The sequence below is a fragment of the Streptomyces sp. NPDC090108 genome, from assembly GCF_044747185.1.
In the GTDB taxonomy this organism is placed as follows: Bacteria; Actinomycetota; Actinomycetes; order Streptomycetales; family Streptomycetaceae; genus Streptomyces.
On sequence record NZ_JBIVDQ010000002.1, the window covers coordinates 1,105,385 to 1,122,807 of the forward strand.

A 17,423-nucleotide genomic window follows, 5' to 3' on the forward strand; every position below is an offset into this window, starting at 1 on the left:
CCCGTCGGCAGCCAGGATGGCGTGACTCAAGTCGGCGCATCGTGAGCAGCAGGAGACAACGGATCTGTGAGCATCCTCAACGAACCCCAGGATGCCGCGGCAGCTGAGGACTCGTACGAGAACGAGCTGCCGGTCAGGCGCAAGCAGCCCGGCAATGTCGTGGTGAAGTGGATGACCACCACCGACCACAAGACGATCGGGACGCTGTATCTGGCGACGTCGTTCGTACTGTTCCTGATCGGCGGCGTGATGGCGCTGCTCATGCGTGCCGAGCTGGCGCGCCCGGGCCTGCAGATCATCTCCAACGAGCAGTTCAACCAGGCGTTCACGATGCACGGCACCGTCATGCTGCTGATGTTCGCGACGCCGCTGTTCGCCGGTTTCGCGAACTGGATCATGCCGCTGCAGATCGGCGCGCCCGACGTGGCGTTCCCGCGGCTGAACATGTTCGCCTACTGGCTCTACCTGTTCGGCTCGGCCATCGCGCTCAGCGGGTTCCTCACCCCGCAGGGCGCGGCCGACTTCGGCTGGTTCGCCTACTCGCCGCTCACCGACGCCGTGCGGTCGCCCGGCCTCGGCGGCGACCTGTGGATCATGGGCCTTGCCTTCTCCGGTTTCGGCACCATCCTCGGCGCGGTCAACTTCATCACCACCATCATCTGCATGCGCGCCCCTGGCATGACGATGTTCCGCATGCCGATCTTCGTGTGGAACGTGCTGCTGACCGGTGTCCTGGTCCTGCTCGCCTTCCCGGTCCTCGCGGCCGCCCTCCTCGCCCTGGAGGCGGACCGCAAGTTCGGCGCCCACGTCTTCGACGCGGCCAACGGCGGAGCACTGCTCTGGCAACACCTCTTCTGGTTCTTCGGCCATCCGGAGGTGTACATCATCGCGATCCCGTTCTTCGGCATCGTCACCGAGATCATCCCGGTCTTCGCCCGCAAGCCGATCTTCGGTTACATGGGCCTGGTCGCCGCGACCATCGCCATCGCCGGTCTGTCCGTGACGGTGTGGGCCCACCACATGTACGTCACCGGCGGTGTGCTGCTGCCGTTCTTCTCGTTCATGACGTTCCTCATCGCCGTTCCGACGGGTGTGAAGTTCTTCAACTGGATCGGCAGTATGTGGAAGGGCTCGGTGTCGTTCGAGACCCCGATGCTGTGGACGACGGGCTTCCTCGTCACGTTCCTCTTCGGCGGTCTGACCGGCGTCATCCTCGCGTCGCCGCCCATGGACTTCCACGTCTCCGACTCGTACTTCGTGGTGGCCCACTTCCACTACGTGGTCTTCGGCACGGTCGTCTTCGCGATGTTCGCCGGATTCCACTTCTGGTGGCCGAAGTTCACCGGCAAGATGCTGGACGAGCGCCTCGGCAAGATCACGTTCTGGACCCTGTTCATCGGCTTCCACGGCACCTTCTTGGTCCAGCACTGGCTGGGCGCCGAGGGCATGCCGCGCCGCTACGCCGACTACCTCGCCTCCGACGGCTTCACCACCCTGAACACGATCTCGTCGATCAGCTCCTTCCTGCTGGGCCTGTCGATCCTGCCGTTCCTCTACAACGTGTGGCGCACGGCCAAGTACGGCAAGCCGGTCGGCGTCGACGACCCGTGGGGCTACGGCCGCTCGCTGGAATGGGCGACCTCCTGCCCGCCGCCGCGGCACAACTTCCTCACCCTGCCGCGGATCCGCAGCGAATCCCCGGCGTTCGACCTGCACCACCCGGAGGTCGCCCGCCTCGAACAGGAGGCGCACAGCGGCACCCGGCACGTCATCGAGACGGAAGGCGGCCGGCCTTGACCCCGCCGGACCGCTCCGGCCCCCTGCCGGACCCTTCCGGCCCCGTACCGGACCGCTCCGGTCCCGTACCCGGCCGCTCCGGGCCGCAGTCGAACTCTTCCGGCCCCGTGCCGGAGCGCTCCGGGCCGCCTTCCGACCGCCTCGGCTTCTCCTCGAACCTTCCCGGCTCCCCGTCGGCGCGGCCTACCCCCTCGGTCGCGAACGAGGTCGAGGGCTATCTGCTCCTGCACGCCGAGCGGGAGCAGGCCGAGCGCGAGGCGGCGGCTCTCTGCGCCCGCCTGTCCTGGCTCACCACCGGGCAGGCGGAGGACCTCACCCGCCACTACACGGAACAGCGCATGGGCCTGACCCGGCAGGCACTCCAGGCCACCGCGGACCGGGCCAAGCGGCTGCGTGGGGAGTACGAGGCCCGCTACGCCGACCTGCGGCGCACGCTCCTCAAGCGCCACGCGGCCTGCGCCTCCGTCGTGCTCGCCTGCTCCCTGGCGACGAGTTCCCTGGCGCTGACGTCCCGCTGACCTGTCGATGTGCGTCCGCCGCCTCCCCGGGCGCCCTGGCGGGTCCGGAGGCGGCGCACCCCGCACACCGCCGCCGGCCGGACCGCACCTGCGGTCCGGCCGGCGCCGTGTCCGGCCGGTGACCTGGTCGCAGGCCCTGTGAGCCCCGTGAGCCCAGTCAGCACTGTCGGCCCCGTCGGCCCCGTCGGCCCCGTCAGGCCCGTCAGGCCCGCCGGGCCCGCCAGACCGGTTGGACCGGCCTGACCCGCTGGCACAGTGCGCCCTGGCTGTACGTCAGGTCACCTTCACCTGGGCTCCTGGCCGGTGACATGATGACCCGTGACAGGGCGACGGCGGTCCGAGGAAGCCGGTGAGAATCCGGCGCGGTCCCGCCACTGTGATCGGTGAGCGAGTCCCGACAGGCCACTGCCCGGACAGGGCGGGAAGGCCGGGGCGAGCGACGACCCGAGAGCCAGGAGACTCACGCGGTCGCCTCCTCGACGGACACCGGGGCGGATCTCCCCGGGGGAGGGATGGTTCGGGCATGCCCGAGTCGCCGATCGGAACAGCGCCGGACACAACGGCGGAAACTCTGTGGGAGACCCCGTCGGAAACCCGGTGGGAAGCCCCGCCGGCAACCGGAACCGCCTCGGCGGAAGCGGGGGCGGGCGCGGTGGCCGCACGGGGCGTCGGTCAGGTGCCGTGCCGGGTCGTCGTGTGCCGGGACTGCTGCTGCGGCACCGCCAAGGTGACCGGCGTCGACCACGCGGCGCAGACCGCACGCCTGCGCGCCGAGACACCGGTCCGCGTCTCCGCATGCCTGGACGCGTGCGACCAGGCCAACGTCATCGTCGTACAGCCCTCCTCGGCCGGCCGTGCCGCCGGTGGCCGGCCGGTCTGGCTGGGACTGGTCAACGACCCGGAGGCCACCCAGGACGTCATCGACTGGGTCCACGAGGGCGGCCCGGGCGTCGCCGCCCTCCCCGAGATCCTCGCCCTCTACGCCGTCACACCCCCACGCCGAGGCACACCGGCCCCGAACGGCGCCTGAGGCCGACGCGGTCGCTCCCGCCCGGCGGCCTCCGCCGGTGGGGCGGCGTCGACCGCTCGGCGATGGGCCGGCCGGACGGGCCCGCGCCGACGGGCAGCCCGGCCCGCGCGGACCCGGTCCGGCGATAGCGTGCTCCTCATGACGGCTGAAGACGAGGCGCTGCCCGGCGGGATGATGAACGCGGGGGCGGTCTTCCGCCGAGGGGATGTGGTGGAGCGACCGGCACCACGCAACGCGCGCGCCCTGCACGTACATCTCCGGGCGCTGAAAGAGCACGGCTTCGACGCGGCGCCGACCCCTCTCGGCCTCACCGCGGACGGACGTGAGCAGCTGACCTTCATCCCTGGGGACGTCGCTCTGCCACCGTTCCCGGACTGGGCGATGACGAGTTCTGCCCTCGCATCCGTGGGGAGCCTGCTGCGACGTCTGCATGACACCAGCGCGGCCGTCGCGACCGACACCCGTGCCGAGTGGCTTCCCGACCTCGCCGACCCGCAGGGGGGAACGATGATGTGCCACAACGACGTGTGCCCGGACAACGTGGTCTTCCGCGACGGTCGCGCCGCAGCCCTGATCGATTTCGATTTCGCGGCCCCGGGCCGTGCCGTCTGGGACGTGGCCATGACCGCGCGCTACTGGGTGCCCATGCTCGATCCCAGGTCCGCGGCCGCTCTCTACCCCCGCGGACTGGATGCGGCCGCGCGCCTGCGGATTCTTGCCGACGGTTACGGTCTCTCGGCCGAGGACCGCACCGAGTTGCCCGGCGTCATCGAACAGGCCACGGATGTCTGCCGGGCCTTCGTCGCCCGCCGCGTCGCCGGCGGAGACCCCGTCTATCTCGAAGCCTTGGCCGAGCGTGGCGGATGGGACCGCTGGGACCGCATGCGGACATGGCTGGTTGATCACCGGCGGACATTCACGGCTGCCCTGCTGAACTGACCGACCGACGCACCCGTGGCGCCTTCAGGGCCGTGCCGCACGGGACCTGGCCGGCATGGGCAGACGAAGAACGGTGGGACGGGAGTGCCCTGGCGGGTCTGCTCTCACTGCGACACTCTGTAGGTCCGCTCTCGGGGGAGGCTGGCATGGGGCAGGAGCCGGTGTCGCGGCAGGAACTCATCCGTCGACGGCGAAGCAGGGGGTTCGTCGGGCGGCTGCACGAACTGGCGGTGTTCCGGGAGAACCTCGCCCGGGACCCGAGCAGTGAGGCGTATCAGTTTCTCTTTCATGTGCACGGTCTCGCCGGCGTGGGCAAGTCGACCCTGATCCGCAGATGGGAGGCGGTGGCCCGGGAGGCGGGCGCGGTCACCGCGGTCGTGGGGGAGGAGGCGGTCAGCGCGGTCGAGGCGATGGAGGCGATCAGCTCTCGGTTGGCGCGACAGGGCTGCCCGCTGAGAGCGTTCGACAAGCAGCTCGGCCATTACCGGCAGAAGTACCACGAGGCCGAGGCTGCCATGGCGGGACTCCTGCCGGATGGTGACGGCCCTGGGACCGCTCTGGAGCCGACCCGAGCCAGTGCCCTCACCGCGCAGATCGGGATGGCGGGCCTGTCCCTCGTCCCCGGCGTCGGCGCGTTCAGCGGCGTGATCCGGCCGGAACAGGTCGCTGCCGGCCTGGACCGGGCGCGCGCCGTGGTCGGCCACAGACTGCGCAGTCACGAGGACACCCGGCTGGTGATGTCCCCGTTGGAGATACTCACCCCGTCCTTTCTTGCCGACCTCGGCGGCGTCGCTGAACGAAGGCCGTGGGTGGTGCTCTTTTTCGACACCTACGAGCGCACAGCGCCGCTCTTGGACACGTGGCTGCGGGATGCCCTGGTGAACGAGGTGTACGGGCCCGTGCCCGTCAATGTCCAGGCTGTGCTGTGCGGCCAGGGGCGCCTTGACCCGGCATGCTGGGCGGACAGCCTCGACCTCGTCACCGAGGTTCCCCTCGAGCCGTTCACCGAGAACGAGGGCCGGGCCCTGCTCGCCGCCCGCGGCGTGTCCGACGAGCGGGTGACCCAGCTCGTCCTGAGCCTGTCGGGGCGGCTGCCGGTGCTGCTGGACGCGCTCGCCAGGAACCGCCCGCAGGACAGGAGCGCCGTGGATGACCCTTCGGACACCGCGGTCGAGCGCTTCCTGAAATGGGAGAGGGACCCTGCCCACCGCGACATGATCCTTGCCTGTGCTCTGCCCTTGCGGCTCAACGACGACGTCGTCCGCATCCTCGCTCCGGCCGGTAGCGACGGGCTGACGCGCCTGCGAGAGCTTCCCTTCCTCACCCACCGGTCGGGAACCTACGGCTACCACGACGTGATCCGCTCATCGATGCTGCGCCTGCAACGCCAGCGATCGCCCGTCGACTGGGGCCGTCGGCACACCCAGTTGGCCGCGGCTTTCACGACGTGGCGCCGCGAACAGGAGGAGGGACTCAGCCTTCACCGTCTCTGGGACGACCCTGTGTGGCGCGACCATCGACTGAACGAGACCTACCACCGCCTGTGTGCCCGCGCCCCCTCTGCCCTCCCGGAAGCGCTCCACGACACCATCCACGCTTGCGCGCACAGCGCGGAATCACTGCGTCGCTGGGTTCGACTCCTTGTCCAGGCAGGCCAGGACTCCGACACCGACCACCTTGCCCGGACCGGACAGCACCTCCTGGAACTCGCGTCCCAGCCGTCCCAGGAGAAAGAAACGCTCGACGCCCTGCTCGTACTGCCTGACCTGGAAAATCCGGCACGAGCCCTCGCCTACACGCTCCGCGGCCAGGACCACCGGCTCAATGGCCGGAACGAACAGGCGATCGAGGACTACACCACGGCCCTGAGCCTGGACCCGACGCTGGCCCGCGCCCACGCAGGACGAGGCCACGCACACCGGAGCCTGTGCCATCACGCGGCCGCCCTCGCGGACTTCGACCACGCCATCGGGCTCGCTCCCGACCAGTCCCTGCACTGGATCAATCGCGGCGCCGCACGACAGGATCTCCGGCACTATGAGGACGCGCTCGCGGATTTCGGCCAGGCCGTCGAAATCGACCCCCGAAGCGCTCGCGCCCTGGCATTCCGCGGACACATCCATCACCGCATGCGCCGGCACCGGATGGCCTTGGACGACCTCTCCCACGCACTCACCCTGGACCCCGAGCATGCCTGGGCCTATGCCATCCGCGGGGACGTCCATCTCACCCTCGGAGACGCCCGAGCGGCACTCGCGGACCTCGACCACTCACTCGCGCTGGCTCCGGACATCGCGTGGTCGCACTGCTGGCGTGGAGAGGCGCACCGTGCTCTGGGCCACCACGCCGAGGCCCTCGCCGACCTCGAATACGCCATCGCGCTGCGCCCGGAACGGGGCTGGTTCCACTACCGGAGCGCTCTCGTCATGCGTCTGACCGGAGCGGTGGAGGAGCCCCAGCGTTGGCGCAGGGCCCTGGAGATCCTGGAAGCGCAGGCCGCGGAGGAGGAAGCGAGCGACTTGGCACGCAGCAACTTCCTCGTAGCGCTGTGCGGACTTCCCGATTGGGGCCGTGCCGAAAGCCAGCTGGAAACTTTCCTGTCCCACTCGCCCTCACCGCACCAGGTCATCGAAGCCATGGACGACCTGGAGAACCTCAGCCACGCGGTGCCTGTAGACGCCGAGCGGCTGTCCGCCGTCCTCGGCCGGCTCCGAGAACAGCTCGGGAGTGCCAGGAACTGAATTCCTCGTATCTGCCCTCCATAGGTTCGGCAAGCCGGCGACCACCCTGGCCACCGCCAGGAGTGGCGTCCGTAGGACATCGACGAGACAGCCCGCGGTCGAGTCGGCGTACCCGGTCCCTGTGAGCGGTGGGCCGGGACGGGGCGATCCAGGATGGGTGTACTGTCGCAGCACTGGAAGTAGAAACGCGGGTTCACCGCTGATGGTCGGCGTCGGTCGATCCAGCCGGGGCCACGCGCGCATACGCGGTATCGGACGATCCGCCACTTCTTCACATCGAAGGAGTGCGCAGTGAATGCCCGTCCCCACGGAGCTGCCGAGAAGGTCGGCGCTCCCACCCGAGCCTCTGCTTCCCCCCGCTCCCTCCGCGAAGCGCGGACAGCCCTCGCCGGCCTGGCGGCGGTGTTCCTGGTCGAGATGCTCGACAACTCGATCCTCAACGTCGCACTGCCGACCATCGGCCGCGAGCTGTCGGCGTCGGCGACTGTGCTGCAGTGGATCACGGGCGTGTATGCCGTCGTGTTCGGCGGCCTGATGCCGGCTTTCGGGGCGCTGGCCGACCGGCTCGGCCGCCGCCGGATCATGCTGGTCGGCCTGGCGCTGCTGGGTGCGGCGAGTCTGGCCACCGTCTTCGTCACCACGGCGGAGCAGCTCATCGCGATCCGCGGCGCGATGGGCGTCGCCGCCGCGATGACGACGCCGGGTTCTCTCGCCTTGACCTTCCGCCTGTTCGACGAGGACGGGCTCCGCGTCCGTGCGACGACGCTGATCTCCACCGTGGGTCTGGTCGGGCTCGCCGTCGGGCCCACGGTCGGCGGCTTCGTGCTCGCGTTCGCGCCCTGGCAGGTGCTGCTGCTGGTCAACGCGCCGATCGCCGCTCTTTCGTTCCTCGGCATACGGTGCGGCATCCCCGTGGACGAGGCGGACGAGCTGCACCGCGACCTGATCGACGGCGCGGGTGCCCTGCTCGGTACGGCCGCGATCGTGTTCGCACTGCTCGCACCGACACTGTTCGTCGACGCGGGCACCACATCGGCACTCCCCTGGCTGACCACGGCAGTCGCCGTCGTGACGGCGGTGCTGTTCGTCGTCCGTCAGCGTTCCGCCCGGCATCCCCTGCTCGACCTCGCACTCCTCGCCCGCCCTCTCGTGTCGAGCGGCCTTGCGTTCAAGGGGGCCGCGGGCCTTGCGACCGCCGGCCTCGGCTACCTCGTGACCCTGCAGCTCCAGCTCGACTGGGGCTGGACGCCCGCCCGAGCGGCGATGGGCATGCTGCCGCAGGTCGTCGTGCTGATCGCCGGCGGAGCTCTCATCGGACCGCTGGTCGTACGGGTCGGTCTCGACAAGGCCGCCTGGCTCAGCGCCGGAGCTGTCGTATGCGGACTCACCGTGTACGCGCTGCTGGGCCGCTTCGGGTACGTGTGGGTCGCGCTCTCGCTCGTGCTCGTCGCCGCGGGCATGCGCGTCGTCGGTGTCGTCGCCGGGACCAACGTGATGCGTGGCCTCCCGCCGAACCGCACCAGTATCGGAGCGGCGCTGGTGGACACCGCCGGCGAAGTCACCACCGCGATCGGCATCGCCGTCGGCGGGACCATCCTGGCCTCGCACTTCACCGGTGACATCGCCGCGACCCGCTGGAGCAGTCACCAAACCGGTGAGTTCCGCGAGGCGGTCACCCGTGCGGGCCTCACCCTCACGGCCTTGGCCGCGGCGCTGGTGGGATGGGGCATCGTCCGCGCCCGTCGTGTCGCGGCGGACGGCACGACGACATCGCCCGCGGCCGAAGCGGACGCCGAGTAGGCGAGAGGAGCGAGCCGTCGGTGCCCCGCACGAGAGGACAGGCGCGATCCGCTCATGGCCGTCGGCCTGGGAGAAGGGGACCGGCCGGAGATTCTGGACGCCGAGCAGCGCGCTTTCATCCCAGCCGTCGTTCGGCCGCGCGCCACGCGCCGGGTGTGCCGCGGGGCTCGTGGCGTCGTAGGGGCTGAGTGCCGGCCACGAGGGCGCGCATCTCGGGGAGTGAGTCGCCGACCGCGCCGTGCGTACGGGCCTGGACGAGGACATTGCCGAGCGCGGCCGCCTCGGCGGGACCGGCGACCACCGGCAACCCGCAGGCGTCGGAGGTCAGTTGGCACAGCAGCTCGTTGCGGGCCCCGCCGCCGACGACGTGTACGACGTCCACGGTACGTCCGGACAGGCGCTGGGCGTCCTCGATGGCCCGGCGATGGGCGAGGGCCAGCGAGTCGAGCACGCAGCGGACGGTTTCCGCCCGATTCCCGGGCGGCTGTTGCCCGGTGGCCCGGCATGCCTCGGCGATCCGCTCCGGCATGCGTCCAGGGGCCAGGAAGCCGGGGTCGGCCGCGTCGACGACGGACTTCAGGGGCTCCGAGGCCGCGCTCTCGGCGAGGAGCCGGTCGAGATCCGGCTCGTTCCAGGCGCGTTGGCATTCCTGGAGGAGCCACAGGCCCATGATGTTCCGCAAGTAGCGGACGGTGGAGTCCAGTCCCAGCTCATTGGTGAAGTGGGCCCGGCGGCTTGCTTCCGTGAGGACGGGTGAGTCCAGTTCGAGGCCGACGAGGGACCAGGTGCCGGTGCAGACGTAGGCGAACCCCGGTCCCGGCAGGGCGGGGACAGCAGCGACGGCGGAGGCCGTGTCGTGCGAGCCGACCGTGGTGACGGGTACCGGGCCGGGTAGCCCGGTCTCCTCCAGGACCGCGGGCAGCAGTCGGCCGGCCGGGCTGCCGGGGTGGCGCAGCGGCGGGAACAGCGACAGGTCGATGCCCAGTTGCCGGGCCGTCTCCGTGGACCAGTCACGGGTGCGCGGGTCGATCAACTGGGTGGTCGAGGCGTTGGTCAGTTCGGTGCCGCGCGTGCCCGTGAGCCAGTACGTGAGCAGATCCGGGATCAGCAACAACTGCCGAGCGCAGTTTAGTTGGGCGCTGCCTCGTGCGGCGACGAGCTGGCAGAGGGTGTTGAACGGGGCGTCCTGGACTCCCGTGCGTGCGTACAGTTCAGGCGCCGGAACCGTCGCCCGCACCTGCTGGGCGGCCCCTTCGGTGCGGGCGTCCCGGTAGTGCACCGGATTGCCGAGGAGCGCCCCGTCGGCGTCCAGCAGACCGTGGTCCACGGCCCAGGAGTCGATGCCGATCGAGGTCAGGTGCGCCGTCCGGCCCGCGGCGCGCAGACCGTCCAGGACCCCGGCGTACAGGCCGAGGATGTCCCAGTGGAGACCGTCCGGCAGTCGCACCGGCCGGTTCGGGAAGCGGTGGGCCTCGGCGAGTTGGAGGGTGCCTCGCCCGGCGCGTCCCACCATCACCCGGCCGCTGGACGCGCCGAGGTCGACGGCGGCGAAGGCGGCGGAGACGTGCGGGTGCGCCGGGGAACTTGGCCGGCGAGGTGCGCGAGGCTGCGCTGCTGGGCGAGTGAGAGGTGCGCCGGCCGCGTTCGACGCGTCCTCCCGCCCGCTCACCGCAGGAACGCGGCCGCCACGCCCGCGTCGACCGGGACGAGCGCACCCGTCGTGCGGGTGAGGTCGCCGCCGGTCAGGGCGAACACCGCGTCCGCCACGTGCTCGGGCAGCACCTCGCGTCCGAGCAGGGTGCGCCGGGCGTAGAACGCGCCGAGTTCCTCCTCCTCGATCCCGTACGTCGCCGCGCGCCGGGCACCCCAGCCCCCGGCGAAGATGCCCGAGCCGCGCACCACCCCGTCCGGGTTGACGCCGTTGACCCGGATGCCGTGTCGCCCCAACTCGGCCGCCAAAAGGCGTACTTGGTGAGCCTGGTCGGCCTTCGTGGCGGAGTAGGCGATGTTCTCCGGGCCCGCGACGACGGCGTTCTTGGAGACGACGTAGACGATGTCGCCGCCGAGGCCCTGCTCGGTCATGACCCGCGCCGCCTCCCGGGACACCAGGAAGGACCCCCGGGCCATGACGGCGTGCTGCCGGTCCCAGTCCTCGGCCGTCGTGTCGAGCAGCGGTCCGGGCACGGAGATCCCGGCGTTGTTCACGACCAGGTCCACACCGCCGAAGGCGAGCACCGCGCTCCGGAAGGCCGCGGCGATCCGCTCCTCGCTGGTCACGTCCATCGTGACGGCGAACGCCCTGTCGGGGCCGCCCAGTTCCTCGGCGACCTCGGCCGCGCCCTTGATGTCGGCCACCACCACGCAGGCACCCTCGGCGGCCAGCCGGCGCGCGACCGCCCGCCCGATGCCGGAACCCGCCCCCGTCACCAGCGCGACCCGGGTGGCCAGCGGCCGTGGCCTCGGCATCCGCCGCAGCTTGGCCTCCTCCAGGTCCCAGTACTCGATCCGGAACTTCTCGCGCTCCCCGATCGGGGCGTACGACGACACGGCCTCGGCGCCGCGCATCACGTTGACGGCGTTGCGGTAGAACTCGCCCGCGACCCGGGCCGTCTGCTTGTCCTTGCCGAACGAGAACATGCCCACGCCGGGGACCAGGACGACCGCCGGGTCCGCGCCGCGCATCGCGGGGGAGCCGGGGACGGCGTGCCGTGCGTAGTAGGCGGTGTACTCCGCGCGGTACGCGGCGTGCAGGTCCCGCAGCCGGGCCCGTACCTCGTCGAGCGGCGCGGACGGCGGCAGGTCGAGGACGAGCGGGCGCACCTTCGTGCGCAGGAAGTGGTCCGGGCACGAGGTGCCGAGTGCCGCGAGCCGCGGGTGCCCGGCACGGGACAGGAAGTCGAGGATCTCGGCGCAGTCGTCGAAGTGACCGACCTGGGCGCGGTCCCGGGAGGCGAGGGCACGGACGGCCGGGGCGAGCGCGGCGGCTCGTCCGCGGCGTGCGGCGGGTTCCAGTGGGGCGTACTCCGGGACGAGGGGGCCGAACGGCTCCGGCTTTCCGCGAGCCGCGATGAAGGCCTCCGCGGTGCGGATGATGTGCAGGGCGTTGCGCTCGCACTCCGCGGAGGTCTCGCCCCAGGCGGTGATGCCGTGCCCGGCGAGGATCACCCCGATCGCCCGCGGGCTGGCGGCCCTGACGCGGGCGACGTCGAGGCCCAGCCGGAGACCGGGCCGCCGCCACGGCACCCACGCCACCCGGTCGCCGAAGCACTCGGCGGTCAGCTTCTCGCCGTCCGTCGCGCAGGCGAGCGCGATCCCGGAGTCCGGATGCAGGTGGTCGACGTGCGCGGCGTCCACCAGGGCGTGCATCGCGGTGTCGATGGACGGCGCCGCGCCGCCCTTGCCGTGCAGGCAGTAGTCCAGGGCCGCGGTCATCTCCGTGTCACGCACGTCCTCGCGTACGTCGCTGTCGCGGGGGTCCGCGTGTACGTCCGTGTCGCGCAGGTCCGCGTGTACGTCCATGGCGTCCCGGTCGGCGTGTATGTCCGTGTCGCGCCGGTCATGGCGTACGCCCGCCCGCGCGTCCTCCTCGCGCGCCACGCCCGCGTTCCCCGCCCGCGCGCCGGCGAGCGCCCGCAGCCGGTCCAGGCGCAGCACGGCGAGTCCGTCCGCCGTCAGCGTGCCGAGGTCGCCACCCGAGCCCTTGACCCACATGAGCTCGACGTCGTCGCCGGTCACCGGGTCGGGTGCCATGGCCTTCGCGGAGGCGTTGCCCCCCGCGAAGTTGGTGTTACGCGGATCGGCCCCCAGCCGGTGGGCGCGCTCCAGGAGTTCGGCCACCGCGGGGTGCTCCACCGCCCCGGCGCCCGCCCGCACGCCCCCACCGGCCACGCGCCCCGCCCCGCCGGGCTCCCTCGCCGTTCCGCCGCTCACGCGCCCCGCCCTTCCAGACACCCTCTCCGCCTCGACGGGCCCCGTCTCCGCCTTGACGGGCCCGGTCTCTGTCCCGTCGGGCCCCGTCTCCGCCCCGTCGGGCCCGGTCCCCGTCCCGCCGCTCACGCGCCCCACCCCGCCTGCTCGCCGCCCGCCCGCTCCTTGGCCATCCGTTCCTGCCTCCCCGAACGGAGGTAGGCCGCGACCGGGTCGGGGTCGAGGCCGGCCTCCGTCCGCACCTCGGCGAGCAGCGGGCGCACGTCCGTGCTGAACGCGTCCATCAGGACCCCGTTGGCCGCCAGCACGTCCCCGCCGCGCTGGGCCGCGTCCAGGGCCTCGGCGTCGACCAGGAGCGCCTTGGCGGTGGCCTCCTGGACGTTCATCACCGAGCGGACGACGGCGGGGATCTTCGCCTCGATGTTGTGGCACTGGTCGAGCATGAACGCCACGTCCGGGGTGAACCCGCCGCCGCGCACCACCTCGTACATGATGCGGAACAGCTGGAACGGGTCCGCGGCGCCGGCCATCAGGTCGTCGTCCGCGTAGAAGCGGGAGTTGAAGTCGAAACCGCCGAGCTTCCCCTCGCGCAGCAGGGTCGCGACGATGAACTCGATGTTGGTGCCCGGCGCGTGGTGCCCGGTGTCCACCACCACCCGTGCCTTCGGGCCGAGTCGGAGACAGTGGACGTAGGCGGTGCCCCAGTCGGGCACGTCGGTGGCGTAGAAGGCCGGCTCGAAGAGCTTGTACTCCAGGAGCATCCGGTGGTCCTCGCCGAGACGGTCGTACACCGTGTGCAGGGCCTCGGCGAGCCGGTCCTGGCGGGTGCGGAGGTCGTCCTGGCCGGGGTAGTTGGTGCCGTCGGCGAACCAGAGCTTCAGGTCCCTGGAGCCTGTCTCCTCCATGACGTCGACGCAGTCGAGGAGATGCCGGACGGCCTTGCGGCGCACCGCCGGATCGGGGTTGGTGACCGAGCCCAGCCGGTAGTCGTCGTCCTGGAACACATTGGAGTTGACCGTGCCGATCCGCAGCCCGCGCTCGCGCGCGTGGGCGGCGAGCGCGCCGTAGTCTTCGACGCGGTCCCACGGGATGTGCAGCGCGACGCTCGGCGCCACCCCGGTGTACGCGTGCACCTGGGCGGCGTCGTCCACCTTCTCGAACGGGGTACGGGGGACGCCGGGCTGCGCGAATACCTTGAAGCGCGTGCCGGAGTTGGCGTACGCCCAGGAGGGGGTCTCGACGGCCTGGGCGGTCAGCGCCGCTTTCACGGCGGCCTGTGACCGGGGCCCGCCCCCGGCGGCGTCCTTGCTGGTTCCGGCGGTCATCGCGCAGCCCTTCTGGAGGACGGTCTTCCGTTGGTCTGGTCAGCTGGAGAAGCGGTGGGTGCCCGAACCCGCGGTGAACACCGCGCACCCGTCGTCCCGGCGCAGGAACGCGGCCGTGCCACCGGCTGCGCGGGCCGGACCGCGGTCCTCGGGTACCCATACCTCGGCGGTGGTGTTGGGGGGTACGGTCAGGGTGAGGCGGAAGCCGCCGGCGTCCGTCCTCCAGTCCGTGGAGATACGGCCGTACACCGAGTCGTGGCGGGCGTGGGCCTCGGTCACGCCACCGCCGGGGCGGGGCCGGACGAGGATCTTCCGGAAGCCGGGTGCGGCGGGGGCGATCCCGGCGATGTGGGTGTACATCCACTCGCCGACGGAGCCGTACGCGTAGTGGTTGAAGGAGTTCATGCCGGCGTCCTGGAAGCCGCCGTCCGGTGTGATGGAGTCCCAGCGCTCCCACATCGTGGTGGCGCCCCGGTCGATCTGGTAGCCCCAGCCGGGGAACGTGCGCTGTGTGAGCAGCCGGTAGGCCACGTCGGTGTGCCCGGTGTCGGTGAGCACGGGCAGCAGCCGCGGGGTGCCGAGGAACCCCGTCGACAGATGCCCGTTCCTGGCCTCGATCAGTTCGACCAGCCGGCCGGCCGCGGCGGCGCGGTCGGCCTCGGCGAGCAGGTCCATGGACAGGGCCAGGACGTACGCCGTCTGGGTGTCGCCCTTCACCCGGCCGCCGGCGGTGACGTACGCGGCCCGGAAGGCGTCCCGGACACCGCCGGCGAGGGCGCGGTACGGCGCCGGGTCCCTGCCCAGCACCTCTGCGGCCCGCGCCACCAGATCGGCGCTGTTCGCGAAGCAGGCGGTGCCGATGACGTCCTTCGGGGTCTCGTCCTGGACGTTCAGCCAGTCCCCGAAGCCCTCGTCGGGCCGCAGGAACCCGGTGCTGTGGGCCTTGAGATAGTCGAGCCACCGGGTCATCGAGTCCCAGGCCCGCTCCAGGACCCGTACGTCCCCGTAACTCCGGTACAGCGCCCACGGCACGGTCACCCCGGCGTCGCCCCAGCCCGCCACGCCCGCGCCGGTGTCCATGAACGGCGCCACGTCGGGGAACGCGCCGTCCGCCGCCTGCCCGTCGCGCAGGTCGTCCAGCCACTTGGTCAGGAACCGGGCCGACTCCATCGTGTACGTCGCGGTCGGCGCGAAGACGCCGATGTCACCGGTCCAGCCGAGCCGCTCGTCGCGGGCCGGGGTGTCGGTGGGCACCGACACGAAGTTCCCGCGCTGCCCCCAAGTGATGTTGCTGTGAAGCTGGTTGAGCAGGGGGACGTCGGTGCGGAAGTCCATCGTGAAGGGGGCGGAGGTGTGGATCACGCGTCCGGTGACCGCGTCCAGCGGCGGTCTGCCGGGATAGCCGGTGACCTCGACGTAGCGGAACCCGTGGGAAGTGAAGCGTGGTTCGAAGGTCTCGGTGCCGCCGCCTCCCAGGGTGTAGGAGTCGGTGGCCCGCGCGGTCCGCAGGTTCGCGGTGTAGAGCGTCCCGTCGGGGTTCAGCACCTCCGCGTGCCGCAGCCGCACGCGGGTGCCCGCCTCGCCGCGGACACGCAGGCGGACCACGCCCACCATGTTCTGGCCCAGGTCGAAGACGAAGACGCCCGGCCGGGGTTCGGTCACCTTCTTGGCGGCGATGTCCCTCTCCACGCGGACGGGCGCGTCCACCTGGGCGACCAGCGGGGGAGTCGCCTTGCCGAGTTCTTCGACGGGTGTCCAGGCGGAGTCGTCGAAGGCGGGGCCGGTCCAGCCCGCCGTCTCGCGCCGGGCGTCGTGGTCCTCGCCCGACAGCAGGTCGGCGTTGGTCACCGGGCCGGTCGCCGCACGCCAGTCGGTGCCGGAGAGCACGCGGTCCGTCGAGCCGTCGGTGTACGTCACCTCCAACTGGCCGATGAACGCGGGCCGGTCACCGTACTGGTGAGCCCCGAACCAGGCGATGTTCCCCGCGTACCAACCTGCCGCGAGGGTGACCGCGAGCGCGTTGGCGCCCGGCGTGAGCCACCGCGTCACGTCGTACGTCTGGTACTGGACGCGCTTGCGGTAGTCGGTCCAGCCCGGTGCGAGCCGGTCCTCGCTCACCCGCGCGCCGTTGAGGCAGGCCTCGTAGAGGCCGAGCGCCGACGCGTACAGACGGGCGCGGGCGATCTTCTTCCCGGCGGGGAGCCGGAACGCGTGACGCAGCCGCGCGGCGGGGGAGTACGCGGGCACCACCTTGCCCCAAGGGCCCCCGCCCCATGGGGCGAGCACCTCGGCGGCCGCCCATGAGCCGTCGTCGTAGCCGGCCGAACTCCAGTCGCCGGAAGGCTCCTTGTCGACCGTCTTCCACGAGCCACCGGTCGGGACGGTGCGCACGCCGTCCGAAGTCGTCAGCTCGACCACGCCGATCAGGCCCGCGGGGCCGGGGGTGGCGTTGGTCGCGGCGACGGCGACGACCGTGGTGCCCGGCTCCGGGGCGAACTCCACCACGACGGGGCGCCGCCAGTTGTCCGCCGGGCCGTCCGGTTCGACCTGTGCGAGCGGCACGCCGTTCGCACAGGCGGTGAATCCGTCGTCGGCGCCCATGACCAGACGGGCCCTGGTCACCCCGGCGGGGATCTCGACGCGCCCGCGGAACCAGCGGGTCGCCGCCGGGGCGCTGCTCGCGGGATCGCCCTCGGGGAACCAGATCCACGAGGCGCCCTCCAGCGAGGGTGCGCCGACGAGGGCGGCGGGAGCGGCTATCCACCGCGCCGCCCAGTCGGCCCCCGCGGGCAGACCCGTCTCCCACCAGGAGGGTTCGCTCCACTCGCCCGCGCGGCCCGCACCGTCCCAGACGCGGACCTGCCAGTGATAGCGCGTCCGCGCCCTCAACTCCGGCCCCGCGTAAGCCACCAGGACCGATTCCTCGGACACGACCTTGCCGCTGTCCCACACGTCCGGACGGTCCAGCCGGCCGGGCGCGGTGGCCACCCGGACCTGATAGGCGCTCTGTGCCTGCCCGTACCCCTCGGGTTCCAGCGGCCAGCTCAGCCGGGGACGGGGCACATCGAGTCCCAGCGGGGTGCTCACGTACTCGACGGTCGGCCGGGAGACCCGGAGGGGCCGGCCCCCGCCGTGAGGGGGTGCCGGTGCGGCGGCGGCGCCGGCGGCGGCCGCGGTGCCCACCGCGGTCACGAGGGCGGTACCGGCGGTGGTGCCAAGCAGCTGTCTTCTGCTGATCACGGTCGGCTCCGTAACGACTCGCCAATGAATCGTTTCACGAGAGGTGAAGGTAGGGGCGCCCGCCGAGAGCGTCAAGGGGGAGGGGTGGGCATCCGTGCATCCACAA

General features: G+C 71.8%; 10 protein-coding genes and 1 riboswitch. Of the genes, 6 read left to right on the forward strand and 4 right to left on the reverse strand.

The window, feature by feature from the left end; all coding sequences use genetic code 11:
* Positions 1-66: 66 nt before the first annotated feature.
* The 6 genes from ctaD (at position 67) to ACIPRD_RS09930 (ending at position 8,825) form a co-directional block, all read left to right on the forward strand.
* The gene (gene ctaD, locus ACIPRD_RS09905) at positions 67-1,797 is read left to right on the forward strand and encodes a cytochrome c oxidase subunit I (RefSeq protein ID WP_356410208.1); all 1,731 of its coding nucleotides are present in this window, start codon (positions 67-69) and stop codon (positions 1,795-1,797) included.
* A 107-nt stretch (positions 1,798-1,904) separates the two neighbouring features.
* Positions 1,905-2,315, forward strand: coding sequence for a hypothetical protein (locus tag ACIPRD_RS09910; RefSeq protein WP_401561714.1), 411 nt, complete (start codon positions 1,905-1,907; stop codon positions 2,313-2,315).
* Between the two features lie 339 nt (positions 2,316-2,654).
* A riboswitch (cobalamin riboswitch) is annotated at positions 2,655-2,777 on the forward strand.
* 190 nt (positions 2,778-2,967) lie between these two features.
* Positions 2,968-3,345 (forward strand): (2Fe-2S) ferredoxin domain-containing protein, encoded by a 378-nt coding sequence (locus ACIPRD_RS09915; RefSeq protein ID WP_401561716.1) that lies wholly within the window; start codon positions 2,968-2,970, stop codon positions 3,343-3,345.
* 138 nt (positions 3,346-3,483) lie between these two features.
* Positions 3,484-4,284, forward strand: coding sequence for an aminoglycoside phosphotransferase family protein (locus ACIPRD_RS09920; protein WP_401561719.1), 801 nt, complete (start codon positions 3,484-3,486; stop codon positions 4,282-4,284).
* A 146-nt stretch (positions 4,285-4,430) separates the two neighbouring features.
* Positions 4,431-7,025, forward strand: coding sequence for a tetratricopeptide repeat protein (locus tag ACIPRD_RS09925; RefSeq protein WP_401561721.1), 2,595 nt, complete (start codon positions 4,431-4,433; stop codon positions 7,023-7,025).
* A gap of 291 nt (positions 7,026-7,316) precedes the next feature.
* Positions 7,317-8,825, forward strand: a complete 1,509-nt coding sequence (locus ACIPRD_RS09930) for an MFS transporter (RefSeq protein WP_401561724.1) — start codon at positions 7,317-7,319, stop codon at positions 8,823-8,825.
* A 115-nt stretch (positions 8,826-8,940) separates the two neighbouring features.
* On the opposite strand, the gene ACIPRD_RS09935 is transcribed toward ACIPRD_RS09930, so the two are convergent.
* From ACIPRD_RS09935 to ACIPRD_RS09950, 4 genes are all read right to left on the reverse strand, one after another.
* On the reverse strand, positions 8,941-10,494 hold the full coding sequence (locus tag ACIPRD_RS09935) for a rhamnulokinase family protein (protein WP_401561727.1): 1,554 nt from the start codon (positions 10,492-10,494) through the stop codon (positions 8,941-8,943).
* Complete coding sequence (gene rhaD / locus ACIPRD_RS09940; protein WP_401561934.1) at positions 10,491-12,677, reverse strand: bifunctional rhamnulose-1-phosphate aldolase/short-chain dehydrogenase; 2,187 nt, start codon at positions 12,675-12,677, stop codon at positions 10,491-10,493. The genes ACIPRD_RS09935 and rhaD overlap by 4 nt, the downstream gene beginning before the upstream one ends.
* A 200-nt stretch (positions 12,678-12,877) precedes the next feature.
* Positions 12,878-14,077, reverse strand: coding sequence for an L-rhamnose isomerase (gene rhaI / locus ACIPRD_RS09945; protein ID WP_401561730.1), 1,200 nt, complete (start codon positions 14,075-14,077; stop codon positions 12,878-12,880).
* A gap of 39 nt (positions 14,078-14,116) precedes the next feature.
* A complete protein-coding gene (locus tag ACIPRD_RS09950; protein ID WP_401561733.1) occupies positions 14,117-17,317 on the reverse strand; it encodes an alpha-L-rhamnosidase in 3,201 nt (1,066 codons plus the stop codon).
* Positions 17,318-17,423 lie beyond the last annotated feature (106 nt).

Excerpts from the sequence above, each read along its gene's own strand:
- ACIPRD_RS09920 (WP_401561719.1), top strand. The coding sequence starts at position 3,484 with ATGACGGCTGAAGACGAGGCGCTGCCCGGCGGGATGATGAACGCGGGG.
- ACIPRD_RS09925 (WP_401561721.1), top strand. The coding sequence starts at position 4,431 with ATGGGGCAGGAGCCGGTGTCGCGGCAGGAACTCATCCGTCGACGGCGA.
- rhaI (WP_401561730.1), bottom strand. The coding sequence starts at position 14,077 with ATGACCGCCGGAACCAGCAAGGACGCCGCCGGGGGCGGGCCCCGGTCA.